At 72.5% G+C, this 13,586-nt stretch carries 9 protein-coding genes; 7 read left to right on the forward strand and 2 right to left on the reverse strand.

What is annotated here, in order from left to right:
* Window positions 1-315: 315 nt before the first annotated feature.
* Genes trpC through trpA form a run of 3 tightly spaced genes read left to right on the forward strand, consistent with a single transcriptional unit; the run spans window position 316 to window position 3,201 of the window.
* A complete protein-coding gene (trpC, locus tag ADK66_RS21740; protein WP_197281607.1) occupies window positions 316-1,119 on the forward strand; it encodes an indole-3-glycerol phosphate synthase TrpC in 804 nt (267 codons plus the stop codon).
* Between the two features lie 38 nt (window positions 1,120-1,157).
* Entirely contained in the window at window positions 1,158-2,396 is a 1,239-nt protein-coding gene (gene trpB, locus ADK66_RS21745) for a tryptophan synthase subunit beta (RefSeq protein ID WP_053658171.1), read from the forward strand.
* Between the two features lies 1 nt (window position 2,397).
* Window positions 2,398-3,201: a tryptophan synthase subunit alpha gene (trpA, locus tag ADK66_RS21750; RefSeq protein ID WP_053658173.1), complete on the forward strand. Its 804-nt coding sequence runs from the start codon at window positions 2,398-2,400 to the stop codon at window positions 3,199-3,201.
* A gap of 146 nt (window positions 3,202-3,347) precedes the next feature.
* On the opposite strand, the gene ADK66_RS21755 is transcribed toward trpA, so the two are convergent.
* The gene (locus ADK66_RS21755) at window positions 3,348-3,899 is read right to left on the reverse strand and encodes an NUDIX hydrolase (RefSeq protein ID WP_053658175.1); all 552 of its coding nucleotides are present in this window, start codon (window positions 3,897-3,899) and stop codon (window positions 3,348-3,350) included.
* A gap of 101 nt (window positions 3,900-4,000) precedes the next feature.
* On the opposite strand from ADK66_RS21755, the gene lgt reads away from it, so the two are divergent.
* On the forward strand, window positions 4,001-5,152 hold the full coding sequence (gene lgt / locus ADK66_RS21760; RefSeq protein WP_053658177.1) for a prolipoprotein diacylglyceryl transferase: 1,152 nt from the start codon (window positions 4,001-4,003) through the stop codon (window positions 5,150-5,152).
* 15 nt (window positions 5,153-5,167) lie between these two features.
* On the forward strand, window positions 5,168-6,355 hold the full coding sequence (locus tag ADK66_RS21765) for an NAD(P)/FAD-dependent oxidoreductase (protein WP_053658180.1): 1,188 nt from the start codon (window positions 5,168-5,170) through the stop codon (window positions 6,353-6,355).
* A gap of 13 nt (window positions 6,356-6,368) precedes the next feature.
* Here ADK66_RS21765 and ADK66_RS21770 read toward each other — a convergent pair whose 3' ends face one another.
* A complete protein-coding gene (locus tag ADK66_RS21770; protein WP_053658184.1) occupies window positions 6,369-7,214 on the reverse strand; it encodes a GNAT family N-acetyltransferase in 846 nt (281 codons plus the stop codon).
* A 145-nt stretch (window positions 7,215-7,359) separates the two neighbouring features.
* Between ADK66_RS21770 and gltB the strand changes: the two genes are divergently transcribed.
* Together gltB and ADK66_RS21780 are read left to right on the forward strand one after the other, a co-directional pair.
* On the forward strand, window positions 7,360-12,045 hold the full coding sequence (gene gltB, locus ADK66_RS21775; RefSeq protein ID WP_053658186.1) for a glutamate synthase large subunit: 4,686 nt from the start codon (window positions 7,360-7,362) through the stop codon (window positions 12,043-12,045).
* Window positions 12,038-13,576: a glutamate synthase subunit beta gene (locus ADK66_RS21780; RefSeq protein WP_053658187.1), complete on the forward strand. Its 1,539-nt coding sequence runs from the start codon at window positions 12,038-12,040 to the stop codon at window positions 13,574-13,576. Before gltB ends, ADK66_RS21780 begins: the two co-directional genes overlap by 8 nt.
* Window positions 13,577-13,586 lie beyond the last annotated feature (10 nt).

A 13,586-nucleotide genomic window follows, 5' to 3' on the forward strand; every position in this document is an offset into this window, starting at 1 on the left:
ACAGGTGTCGTTGTCGCGCGGCGGACGTCCGCCGTCGATGGCATGATCGATGGGTCGGCCCGGTTCGACCGGGGCCGCCGGGCTCCCGTCCCAGGGTGTGGCCGAAGCGGAGGTGGCGTTGCGTGACATTCCGTTCACGGCAAGTCGGCCATTATGCCGCAAGCCTTTTCGTGAGCAGCGCCATACCCCGGCCTCCCGGCGTCGGTCGGCTGCCCCTAGCATCGGCCCATGACACCCGGAGAGGGGAGTCCGTTGGTGACTGCTGAGCATGGGCACGCGGAGGGGGACGAGGCCGGTCAGGCGGCGCCCGCTAGCGTGCTGGACGAGATCCTGGCTGGCGTTCGTGAAGATGTCGCCCGACGCCAGGAGCAGATTCCGTTGGAGCGGATCCGTGAACTGGCAGCGGCGGCACCGCCTCCGCTGGACGCGTACGCGGCGCTGCGTAAGCCCGGCGTGGCGGTCATCGCCGAGGTGAAGCGTTCCTCGCCGTCGAGGGGCCGGCTTGCCGAGATCGCCGATCCGGCCGATCTGGCCGTCGACTACGCGGCGGGCGGGGCGCGGGCGATCAGCGTGCTGACCGAGGGGCGTTGGTTCGGCGGCTCGCTCGACGACCTCGCGGCCGTCCGGGCTGCGGTCACCGTGCCGGTGCTCCGCAAGGACTTCGTGGTCTCCAGCTACCAGATCCACGAGGCGCGCGCCCACGGTGCCGACCTGGTCCTGCTGATCGTCGCGGCGCTCGAACAGAACGCCCTGGTGGGCCTGTTGGAGCGGATCGAGTCGCTGGGCATGACGGCACTCGTCGAGGTTCACGACGAGGAGGAGGCCGACCGTGCCCTGGAGGCCGGCGCGCAGGTGATCGGGGTGAACGCCCGCGATCTGCGTACCCTGGAGGTCGACCGGTCGGTGTTCGAGCGGATCGCGCCCGGCCTGCCCAGCAGCGTCGTCAAGATCGCCGAATCGGGCGTCCGCGGGCCGCACGACCTGATCCGGTACGCCTCCGCGGGCGCCGACGCGGTCCTCGTCGGCGAGGGCCTGGTCACGCAGAAGAGCCCTCGCGAGGCAGTGGCAGAGCTGGTCAACGCCGGTAATCACCCGGCAACGCCCCGACCGGCGCGCTGACCCCGCGCCGGTGTGACGCCCCACCGAGAGGATTTCCGATGAGCGCCGATGCGCTGGCCCCGGTGGCCGGCCCGCAGCCCGACTCCGCCGGTCACTTCGGCCGCTTCGGCGGCCGGTTCGTCCCCGAGGCCCTGGTGGCCGCGCTGGACGAGCTCGACGGGGCGTGGCGCACGGCGATGACCGACGATTCCTTCCGGGACGAGTTCGGCGCGTTGCTGCGGGACTACGCGGGGACGCCGTCGCTGCTCTACGAGGCCCGGCGGTTCTCCGCGAAGGTCGGCGCGCGGGTGCTGCTCAAGCGGGAGGACCTGAACCACACCGGGGCGCACAAGGTGCGCAACGTGCTCGGTCAGGCACTGCTCACCAGGCGGATGGGCAAGACCCGGGTGATCGCGGAGACCGGGGCGGGCCAGCACGGCGTGGCTACCGCGACCGCCGCCGCCCTGTTCGACCTGGAGTGCGTGGTCTACATGGGCGAGGTCGACACCGAGCGGCAGGCCCTCAACGTGGCCCGGATGCGGATGCTCGGTGCCACGGTCGTCCCGGTCACCACCGGCTCGCGCACCCTCAAGGACGCGATGAACGAGGCGATGCGCGACTGGGTGGCCAACGTCGACCAGACGCACTACCTGATCGGCACCGCCGCCGGGCCGCACCCGTTCCCGGCGATGGTCCGCGACTTCGTCCGTGGCATCGGCGACGAGGCCCGCCAGCAGTGCCTCGACCTCACCGGCGCGCTGCCGGACGCGGTCACCGCCTGCGTCGGCGGCGGCTCCAACGCGCTGGGCATCTTCCACGCCTTCGTTCCCGACGAGGACGTGCGGCTGTACGGCTTCGAGGCCGGTGGCGACGGCGTGACCACCACCCGCCACGCGGCCAGCATCACCGGCGGGTCGGCCGGGGTGCTGCACGGTGCCCGCACGTACGTGTTGCAGGACGCCGACGGGCAGACGCTGGAGTCGCACTCGATCTCCGCCGGGTTGGACTACCCGGGCGTCGGGCCCGAGCACGCCTGGCTGCACGACACTGGTCGGGCCAACTACCTGCCGGTCACCGACGACGAGGCGATGGCCGCGTTCCAGCTGCTCTGCCGTACCGAGGGCATCATTCCGGCGATCGAGAGCTCGCACGCGCTCGCCGGCACCGTCGCACTGGCGCCGAAGCTCGCCGCCGAGCTGGGCCGGGAGCCCACCATCGTGGTGAACCTCTCCGGGCGGGGCGACAAGGACGTGCACACCGCCGGGGACTACTTCGGCATCCTCGACAAGGAGAGCTGAGATGAGCCGGATCGGGGTGGCCTTCGACAAGGCCCGGGCCGACGGACGAGCCCTGCTGGTCGGATGCATGCCGGCAGGGTTCCCGACAGTCGAGGGCAGCATCGCGGCCATGACGGCGATGGTCGAGGCCGGTGTCGACGTCATCGAGGTGGAGATCCCGTACTCCGACCCGGTGATGGACGGGCCGGTCATCCAGAAGGCCAGCGACATCGCGCTCGCCGGCGGGGTCCGCACGGCGGACACGCTGCGCATCGTCGAGGCGGTGGCGGCCACGGGCGCCCCGGTGGTCACCATGACCTACTGGAACCCCATCGAGCGGTACGGCGTGGACGTGTTCGCCCGCGACCTCGCCGCCGCCGGTGGCACCGGCCTGATCACCCCGGACCTCATCCCCGACGAGGCGGACGAGTGGCTGGCCGCCTCGGAAGCCCACGGGCTTGACCGCACGTTCCTGGTGTCGCCGTCGTCGACGGACGCCCGGCTGGCGATGACCGTGCAGCACTGCCGTGGCTTCGTCTACGCCACCGCCGTCATGGGCGTCACCGGTGCCCGCGCACGTACCTCCGATGCCGCGCCCACCCTGGTCTCCCGGGTCCGGGAGGTCACCGACCTGCCCGTCGGTGTCGGTCTGGGTGTTGGCACCGGCGCGCAGGCAGGCACTGTCGCCGGGTACGCCGACGGAGTGATCGTCGGCAGCGCTCTGGTGCGTTGCGTGCTCGACGCGTCGTCCGAGGCCGAAGGGATGGCCGCGCTGCGTACCCTCAGCGCCGAACTCGCCGAGGGCGTCCGTAACCCCGTTCGCTGAGTGACGCCCCCCACGACGGACGTGAGCGGGCTCGGCGGTCAGTTCCTTCCGAGCCTGATTCCTGTGAGTCATTTTGATGACTCACAGGAATCAGGCTCGAAGACGTAGCACCGGCCCGGGGGCGGTCGACAGCAGTGCCGGCACGGTCACGGACGCAGCGACGGGCCTGTCGCTGCTTCGCCGCGTTGCTCCGGCGGCCGCCCGGCTCCCGCCCGCCCGCCATGGCTGGCGGGATCCCCGGAGCCGGTAGCCCAGGTGGTTTCGCGAAGAACGCCGGAGCGGCCGGCGACCGCGTCGACGACGGCCGCCCGGGTGAGCGGGGTGACCTCATCGGGCAGCTCGCTGGGGGCATGCCAGGACAGCCGGCAGCCCGGCGGCGGGCCGGCGCTCGGCCCGACCTCCGCCGCGCGGGCCCGGAACACGTGCACCAGGACGTCCGGCAGCGGCCCGGCCCGGCCGGCCGGAGTGTCCGCCGGTGGGCCGCTCAGGTGGTAGACGCCGACCAGGTCGACAAGCTCGATCTCCCAGCCGGTCTCGGCGCGGATGTCGCGCAGCGCCGCCCGCACCGGGCTCTCCGCCGGGCGCAACCGGCCGCCGGGCAGCGCGTACCGGCGCTCGCCCCGACCCTGCCGGCAGAGCAGTACCCGACCGGCGGCGTCGGTGACGACCGCGGCGACCGCCCAGGTGAGCGTGCTCATGGACAAAGAGCCTACGGCGGCGCAAACCAGAAGTCATCGGGATGGCCGGGCGGTGGCCCGGGGTGCCGCTGCGGGGGTGGACAGCGGTAGCGTGTGCACCCGTGACCTACGCCTCGCTGTCCCCCCAGGCGGCTCTTCCCAGTCCCAGCACCGCGGTCTGGCAGCTCGGGCCGGTTCCGATCCGGGCGTACGCGCTGTGCATCATCGTCGGCATCGTGCTGGCCTGCTGGGTCACCGAGCGTCGCCTGCGCCAGCGGGGTGTCGCGCCCGGAGCGGTGCTCGACATCGCCGTGTGGGCCGTGCCCACGGGCATCATCGGCGCACGGATCTACCACGTGCTCACCTCGCCGGAAAAATACTTCGGCGCCGGTGGCGACCCGATGAAGGCGTTCGCCATCTGGGAGGGTGGTCTCGGCATCTGGGGTGCCGTCGCCGGTGGCGCGATCGGCGCCTGGATCGCGGCCCGGCAGCTCGGCATCCCGTTCTCAGTGGTGGCCGACGCGCTTGCCCCCGGGTTGCCGCTGGCCCAGGCGGTCGGGCGGGTCGGCAACTGGTTCAACAACGAGTTGTACGGCGGCCGGACGACACTGCCGTGGGGCCTGGAGATCCACCGGATGGACCCGGACAACCCGGGGCACGCGTTGCGGGATGACGCCGGCCAGCCGATTCTCGAACCGGGCCTCTACCAGCCGACGTTCCTCTACGAGGCGCTGTGGAACCTCGGCGTGGTCGCACTGGTCCTCGTGCTGGACCGCAAGCTGCGGCTCGGTCGGGGCCGGGCGTTCGCCGTCTACGTGATGGGCTACACCGTCGGTCGGTTCTGGATCGAGTTGATGCGCACTGACGAGGCCAACCAGATCTTCGGTGTCCGGCTCAACGTATGGACCGCAGCCCTGGTCTTCCTCGGCGCGTTGCTCTACTTCGTGCGGGTCCGTGGCCCCCGGGAGTACCTGATCCCGCTCGGCGCGGCGGCCACTCCGACTCCGCCCACGACGTCCGACGTGTCCCAGGTCGACCTCTCCGAGCAGGAGGCCGGGGCGCGCGCCGCCGCCCCGGAGGGCTACCGGGTGGTAAGCGAGGAACAGTTCCGCACCTGGCAGGACACCGGCGTGGCACCACCCGAACCGGCCGACGGCGACGACGACGGGAGCGACGAGCCGGCACCGACCGGTGACCCCGCGCGGACCGACGGCACGCGGGACGCGCACGACGGCGAGCGGGCCGACGCGCGCCCCGCCGACCGGGACAGCTGAGCGAGGGCGATACCGATGCGAAGCGCGGTGGTGGTCGGTGCCGGGGTCGGTGGCCTCGCGGTCGCTGGCGCGTTGGCCCGCTCCGGTTGGCAGGTCACCCTGCTGGACCGCGCCGAGCGGGTCCGCCCCGAGCCGACCGCCGTCGTGCTCTGGCCCAACGGGGTACGCGCGTTGCAGGCCCTCGATCGTGGCGCCGGACTGGCCGCCATCGCCACCCCGCTGCCCGACGGTGGGGTCCGCCGCCCGGACGGGCACTGGCTGGTGCAGCCTCGGCCGACCTCGGTCGAGCGGATGCCGGTGGTGGTGCACCGGGAGGACCTGCACGACGCGTTGATCGCCGGGCTCGGTGACCGTGTCGAACTGCGTACCGGTGTGACAGTGCGCCACGTCCGGGTCGAGCCGGGCGAGCGCCCGGGCGTCAGCGACGGGCGGCACACCATCGAGGCCGACCTGGTGGTCGCCGCGGACGGCACGGACAGCGTCATTCGCCGCCAGTTGGCACCCGAGTCCAGGGTGGTCAGCTCCGGCTGCGCGGCCTGGCGAGCCGTCATCCCCTGGTACCGCGCACCTCGGCTGCCCGCCGACCAGCCGATCGCCGGCGAGGTCCTCGGCGCGGGCTACCGGTTCGTGGCCGCCTCGCTGGGTGAGCGCGGCTCGTCGGGTGGCTCCACCCGGGGCGGCATCTACTGGGTGGCCACCGCAGCCGGCGCTCCCCGTCCGGAGCCTCCGGAGACCCAGCTGGCGTTGCTGCGCCGCTGGTACGCGGGCTGGCCGGCGCCGATCGCCGACCTGCTCGACGCCACCGACCCGACCGACCTCGTCCAGCAGGAGGTCCGGGAGTTGCGCCCGTTGCCCCGCGCGTACGGCTTCCCGGTCGGGCCGGGCGGTGTGGTGCTGCTCGGTGACGCGGCGCATGCCATGCCGCCGCACCTCGGCCAGGGCGCGTGCCTGGCATTCGAGGACGCCGCCACACTCGCCTCCCTGCTGCGCGAGGCTCGACTGCCCGACGCCGTGCAGGCGTACGACCGGGTGCGCCGTCCCCGGGCGGCGTCAGTGGTCCGGCAGACCCGGCGCATGTCGGCGGTGCTCCAGACCCGGGGCCGGCTGGCGCTGCGCGCCCGGGACGCCGCACTCGGCACGATCAACTCGCGGCTGCTCTCCAGCACCGCCGCGTCCGCAGTCCAGTGGCGTCCGCCGGCCTGACCGTTCCCCGGGTTCAGGGGATCAGGGCGGCGGGTTCGGCGATGCAGGCGGTGCCGATCCGGCGGAAGCCGACCCGCAGGTAGACGCGGGCGATCTCCTCGCTGCCAGCGGACAGGAAGACGAGGTCGGTGCCGGCGGCGAGCAGCACCCGGGCGAGGGCGGCGGTCAGCGCGGCGCCCATCCCGCGTTGGCGGGCGGCAGGCAGGGTGGCCACCCCGGCGATCTCCGCCACGTCGTCCACACGCATCGCCATGCCGCTTGCCAGCGCGCCCTCCGTGGGCGTACCGGCCAGCGCGGAGATCCGCCGACCGTCGGCGATCCGGGCGCGCTCCTCTTCCAGCGCGGCCAGCTCCAACTCGGTGACGGCCGCGTCCCGCTCGGCCGGTCCGGCCTCACCGGGCGCGGTGCCGGGGGTGCTGAACGACACGGCGGCCACCGCCCGCCGGGCCGCGACGTCGGCGGCGAAGTCCGGTGAGTCTGCCGCCAGCACCCGCACCGGTACGTCGCACAGCGTCGCCGGGTCCGGCAGCGCGGCCGGATCGAGCACCATCAGCGGCGCCTCCAGCACGTTCAGCCCCGCCGAGCGGGCCACAGCCAGCAGCTCAGGCGTGGTTTCGTGCACCCACTCGAGGGACTCGGGCAGGCCCAGTTTCCGCTGTCGCTCCCGTACCGAGGTAATGTCGGCCAGGGACGGCGGCTCATTGGCGTCGATCCGGGGTCGGGCGTAGAACGGCCAACCGTCGCCCTCGCGGACGAACAGCACAAGCGCGCCGTGGTCCTCCACAGCTGCGACGTCCCGGGGCACGGCGTCGTAGAAGCGTTCCAACCGGTCGAAGACGTCCTTGTGTAGCGAATCCACCGCGCGAGACTACACGTCCCAGACTCTGGGCGGTGTGATCAATCTTGACTGGCCTTGCGCTGACCGCCCTAACGTAGACTCAATAGACCCCGGGCCGACGTCGTCCCTCACCATGATCAGACCCTGAGTGACGACAGGAGGCCCGGTGGCCTTTCCGTACCCGCAGAGCCCGCAGGCTTTGCCGACGCCCGGCCCCCGCCCGTCCGCGCAGGGGCTCTACGACCCGGCGCACGAGCACGACGCCTGCGGGGTGGCCTTCGTAGCGGACCTGCACGGTCGACGGTCACACTCGGTCGTCGCCAACGGGCTCGGAGCGCTCTGCCGGCTGGACCATCGCGGCGCCCGCGGCGCGGAGCCCAACACCGGCGACGGGGCCGGCATCATGATCCAGGTCCCGGACGCGTTCCTGCGCGCGGTGGCCGACATCGCGCTTCCGCCCGCCGGCGAGTACGCCACCGGCCTGGTCTTCCTCCCCGACAACGACGACGACGAGGCTCGCGCCCGCCGGGTCATCGAGAAGTACGCGGTGGTCGAGGGGGCCGACGTCCTCGGCTGGCGGGACGTACCGGTCGAGCCGTCCGGACTCGGCGAGACCGCCCTGGCGGCGATGCCCCGGGTTCGGCAGGTCTTCCTCGCCGCGCGTCGTCTCACCGACTCGCCCGCCGGCAGGGCCGGCACCCCGCTGCGCGACATCGACCTGGACCGGGTGGCGTTCTGCCTGCGTAAGCAGGCCGAGCGGGAGAGCGCCGAGCGGGGCGTGCCGGCGTACTTCCCGTCGCTGTCCAGCCGGACCATGGTCTACAAGGGCATGCTCACGCCCGACCAACTGCCGGAGTTCTACCCGGACCTGCGCGACGAGCGGGTGGACAGCGCGATCGCGCTCGTGCACTCCCGGTTCTCCACGAACACGTTCCCGTCCTGGCCGCTGGCGCACCCGTACCGGTTCATCGCCCACAACGGCGAGATCAACACGATCCGCGGCAACCGCAACTGGATGCAGGCCCGCGAGGCGCTGCTGCGCTCGCCCAACGTACCGGGCAACATCCGGCGGGTCTTCCCGGTCTGCACCCCCGCCGCCTCCGACTCGGCGAACTTCGACGAGGTCCTGGAGCTGCTGCACCTGGCCGGACGGAGCCTGCCGCACGCGGTGCTCATGATGATCCCCGAGGCGTGGGAGAACGATCCCGGCATGCAGCCGGACAAGCGGGCCTTCTACCGCTTCCACGCGAGCCTCATGGAGCCGTGGGACGGGCCGGCGTCGGTGGCGTTCACCGACGGCCAGATCGTCGGCGCGGTGCTGGACCGCAACGGGCTGCGCCCGGGGCGTTGGTGGCAGACCGACGACGGCCTTGTCGTGCTGGGCTCCGAGGCGGGCGTGCTCGACCTCGACCCGGCCCACGTGGTCGCCAAGGGGCGGCTCCAGCCGGGAAAGATGTTCCTTGTCGACACCGTCGCGGGCCGGATCGTGCACGACGACGAGATCAAGTCCGAACTGGCCGCCGCGCAGCCGTACGGCGAGTGGCTGCACGCCGGGCTGATCGAGCTGGACGACCTGCCGGCCCGCGAGCACACCGTCTACACCCATGACTCGGTCCGCCGCCGCCAGCAGACCTTCGGCTACACGCAGGAGGAACTGAAGATCCTCCTCGCGCCGATGGCCCGCGCCGGCGCCGAGCCGATCGGCTCGATGGGAACGGACACCCCGATCTCGCCGCTGTCCACCCGGCCGCGGCTGCTCTACGACTACTTCCACCAGCTCTTCGCCCAGGTGACGAACCCGCCGTTGGACGCCATCCGCGAGGAGCTGGTGACCAGCCTGGCGTCGACGATCGGGCCGGAGGGCAACCTGCTCGACCCGAACGCGGCGAGCTGCCGGCAGATCGTGCTGCCGCATCCGATCATCGACAACGACGAGCTGGCGAAGATCCTCTCCATCGACGAGGACGGTGACCTGCCCGGCTTCAAAGCGGTCCGGGTCTCCGGCCTGTACCGGATCCGGGAGGGCGCCGCCGGCATCAAGGCCCGGCTGACCGAGATCTGCCGGCACGTCTCCGAGGCCATCGAGGACGGCGTACGCATCCTGGTGCTCTCCGACCGGGATTCCAACGCCGATCTCGCGCCGATCCCGTCGCTGCTGCTCACCGCCGCAGTGCACCAGCACCTGGTGCGTGAGCAGACCCGTACGCAGGTGGCGTTGATCGTGGAGTCCGGCGACTGCCGGGAGGTGCACCACGCGGCTGTCCTGATCGGGTACGGCGCGGCGGCGGTCAACCCGTACCTGGCGTTCGAGTCTGTCGAGGACATGATCGCCACCGGCGCGCTGACCGGTGTCGAGCCGGCCGTCGCGGTGCGCAACTACGCCAAGGGCCTCGGCAAGGGCGTCCTGAAGATCATGTCGAAGATGGGTATCTCGACGGTCTCGTCGTACTGCGGTGCCCAGGTCTTCGAGGCGGTCGGGCTGGACACCCGGCTGATCGAGCGCTACTTCCGGGGCACGCCCAGCCGCATCGGCGGAGTGGGCCTTGCGGGTGTGCACGCCGAGGTGGCCGCCCGGCACGCCCTGGCCTGGCCGCAGGCCGGCACCCCCGCCTCCGACCGGCTTGAGGTCGGCGGCGAATACCAGTGGCGCCGCGAAGGTGAGCTGCACCTGTTCAACCCGGAGACGGTCTTCCTGCTCCAGCACGCCACCCGCAGCCGGCAGTACGACGTCTTCCGCAAGTACACGGCGAAGGTCGACGCGCTCGCCGCGCAGGCGGGCTCGCTGCGTGGGCTGTTCACCCTGCGTACGGGGGTCCGGCCGGCGGTGCCGATCGAGGAGGTCGAGCCGGCCACCGAGATCGTCAAGCGGTTCGCCACAGGCGCCATGTCGTACGGGTCGATCTCGGCGGAGGCGCACGAGACGCTCGCCATCGCGATGAACCGCCTCGGCGGCAAGTCCAACACCGGCGAGGGCGGCGAGGACGTCGACCGGCTGCACGACCCGCTGCGCCGCTCGTCGGTCAAGCAGATCGCCAGCGGCCGCTTCGGCGTGACGAGCGAATACCTTGTCAACGCCGACGACCTCCAGATCAAGATGGCCCAGGGCGCCAAGCCCGGCGAGGGCGGCCAACTGCCCGGCAACAAGGTCTGGCCGTGGATCGCCCGGACCCGGCACGCCACCCCCGGCGTGGGCCTGATCTCGCCGCCGCCGCACCACGACATCTACTCCATCGAGGACCTCGCCCAGCTCGTCCACGACCTCAAGTGCGTCAACCCGGCCGCCCGGGTGCACGTCAAGCTGGTCAGCGAGGTCGGTGTCGGCACCGTCGCCGCAGGCGTGGCCAAGCTCAAGGCCGACGTCATCCTGATCTCCGGTCACGACGGTGGCACCGGTGCGTCCCCGCTGAACTCGCTCAAGCACGCCGGCACCCCGTGGGAGCTGGGGCTTGCCGAGGCGCAGCAGACGCTGCTGCTCAACAAGCTGCGCGACCGGGTCACTGTGCAGGTCGACGGCCAGCTCAAGACCGGCCGGGACGTGCTGATCGCGGCGCTGCTCGGCGCGGAGGAGTTCGGCTTCGCGACCGCGCCGCTTATCGTCTCCGGCTGCGTGATGATGCGGGTCTGCCACCTGGACACCTGCCCGGTGGGCATCGCCACCCAGAACCCGGTGCTGCGGGAGCGGTACACGGGCACCCCGGAGTTCGTGGAGAACTTCTTCCTGTTCCTCGCCGAGGAGGTCCGCGGCTACCTGGCCGAGCTGGGCTTCCGGTCGATCGAGGAGGCGATCGGGCAGACCGAGCTGCTCGACGTGGCCCCGGCGGTGACGCACTGGAAGGCGCACGGGCTCGACCTCGCGCCGGTCCTGCACCTGCCGGAGCTGCCCGCCGGCGCGGCCCGCCGTGGCGTACGCGCCCAGGACCACGGCCTGGAGCTGTCCCTGGACAACGAGCTGATCGCGCTCGCGCAGCCCGCCCTGACCTCGGGCGCGCCGGTGCGGGTCGAGGTGGCGGTGCGCAACGAGCACCGCAGCGTCGGCGCGATGCTCGGCGGTGAGGTGACCCGCCGGTTCGGTGGCGCGGGGCTGCCCGACGACACCATCGAGTTCGTGTTGCACGGCACCGCTGGGCAGTCGTTCGGCGCGTTCCTGCCGCGCGGGGTGACCCTGCGGCTGCACGGCGACGCCAACGACTACGTGGCCAAGGGCCTCTCCGGAGGGCGGATCGTCGTCCGCCCGGACGCCGCCGCGCCGTTCCTCGACGCCGACGCCGCACCGGGCGAGCGCGCCGAGGACCAGATCATCGCCGGCAACACCATCCTGTACGGGGCCACCGCAGGCGAGGTCTTCCTGCGGGGCCGGGTGGGTGAGCGGTTCGCGGTGCGCAACTCCGGCGCGGTCGCGGTGGTCGAGGGTGTGGGCGACCACGGCTGCGAGTACATGACCGGCGGGACGGTGGTGGTGCTCGGCGCGACAGGCCGTAACTTCGCCGCAGGCATGTCCGGCGGTACGGCGTACGTGCACCGGCTGGACCGGGCCCGGGTCAACGCGGAGCTGGTCGACCTGACGCCGCTGGGCGAGCAGGAGCAGGCGCTGCTGCACGAGCTGGTCCAGCGGCACGTGGCCGAGACCGGCTCGTCGGTCGCCGAGGATTTGCTCAAGCGCTGGCCGGAGGCGGTGGCCGAGTTCACCGCTGTGGTGCCCCGCGAGTACCGCCGGGTGCTGGAGATCATGCGGGCCGCCGAAGCCGCCGGCCGCGATGTCGACGACGCGGTGATGGGCGCGCTCAGCGCACCCTCGGCCGCGCCCGTTCCGCCCGCTTCGCGGGTGGTCGCCCAGGAGGTGGCCCGTGCCTGACCCGAACGGTTTCCTGCGCTACGACCGGCGACTGCCGGCCCGCCGCCCGGTGTCGGTGCGGATCAGCGACTGGCGTGAGGTGTACCCACCGGCCGGCGAGGAACTGGTCCGCGAGCAGGCCACCCGGTGCATGGACTGCGGCATCCCGTTCTGCCACGACGGCTGCCCGTTGGGCAACCGGATCCCGGACTGGAACGACCTGGTCCGCACCGGCAGCTGGGACGCCGCCGTGGAGTCGCTGCACGCCACCAACAACTTCCCCGAGTTCACCGGTCGGCTCTGCCCGGCGCCCTGCGAGGCGGCCTGCGTGCTGGGTATCGCCGGCGGGCAGCCGGTGACCATCAAGCAGGTGGAGGTGGAGATCGCCGACGCCGCCGCGGCGCGTGGCCTGACGCCCCTGCCGGTACCGCCGCCGTCCGGCCGGTCGGTCGCCGTGGTCGGCTCCGGGCCGGCGGGCCTTGCCGCTGCCCAGCAACTGGCCCGCGCCGGTCACGCGGTGACTGTGTACGAGCGCGACGACGCGATCGGTGGTCTGCTCCGGTACGGCATTCCGGACTTCAAGCTGGAGAAGCGGCACATCGACGCCCGGTTGGCGCAGCTCGCCGCCGAGGGGGTGCGCTTCCGCACCGGTGTGAACGTCGGTGTCGACGTCACCGCCGAGCAGTTGCGCGCCGAGCACGACGCGGTGCTGTTGGCCTGCGGCGCGTTGCAGGGCCGGGACACTCCGGAGACCCCGGGGCGGGCGCTGCGGGGCGTACACCAGGCGATGGCGCATCTGGTCGCGGCCAATCGTGCGGTCGCCGCGGCGACCATCGACCAGCCTGACGCCACCACTGTCACCGGTGAGGGCCGGGCGGCCCGCGCGGTGCTGCCGGACGGCACTCCTATCGACGCTGCCGGCAAGCACGTGGTGATCATCGGCGGCGGTGACACCGCCGCTGACTGCCTCGGTGTCGCGCACCGGCAGGGTGCCGCTGGCGTGCACCAGCTCGACCTGTACCCGCAGCCGCCCAGCGAGCGCGACGAGGCACGGGACCCGTGGCCGACCTGGCCCTGGCTCCTGCGCAGCTACCCGGCGCACGAGGAGGGTGGCGAGCGGGTCTTCGCGGTGGCGGTGCAGGAGTTCGTGGACGACGGCACCGGTCAGGTGCGGGCGGTCCGGATCGCCGAGGTGACTGTGGAGAAGCACGACGGTCGGCGGGTGGTCACCGTGGTGCCCGGCTCCGAGCGGGAGTTGCCGGCGGATCTGGTGCTGTTGGCGATCGGCTTCGAGGGCACCGAGCAGCAGCCGCTGCTGACCCAGTTCGGGGTGACCCGCAACGCTCGGGGTGCCATCGACGCCCGGGACGACTGGCAGACCGACGTCGACGGCGTGTTCGTGGCCGGCGACATGCACCGGGGCGCCTCGTTGATCGTCTGGGCCATCGCCGAGGGCCGTGCGGTGGCCGCCGCCATCCATGGCTTCCTGGGCGCTGGCGGGGCGCTGCCCGCTCCGGTCGGCCCGGCCGCGCAGCCGCTCGCCGCGCGGTGATCCGCCGGAT

It is taken from the genome of Micromonospora sp. NRRL B-16802, assembly GCF_001279555.1.
In the GTDB taxonomy this organism is placed as follows: domain Bacteria; phylum Actinomycetota; class Actinomycetes; order Mycobacteriales; family Micromonosporaceae; genus Micromonospora; species Micromonospora profundi.

Coding starts and splice junctions, on each gene's coding strand:
- trpB (WP_053658171.1), top strand. CDS start 1,158: ATGAGCGCCGATGCGCTGGCCCCGGTGGCCGGCCCGCAGCCCGACTCC.
- ADK66_RS21765 (WP_053658180.1), top strand. CDS start 5,168: ATGCGAAGCGCGGTGGTGGTCGGTGCCGGGGTCGGTGGCCTCGCGGTC.
- trpA (WP_053658173.1), top strand. CDS start 2,398: ATGAGCCGGATCGGGGTGGCCTTCGACAAGGCCCGGGCCGACGGACGA.
- ADK66_RS21755 (WP_053658175.1), bottom strand. CDS start 3,899: ATGAGCACGCTCACCTGGGCGGTCGCCGCGGTCGTCACCGACGCCGCC.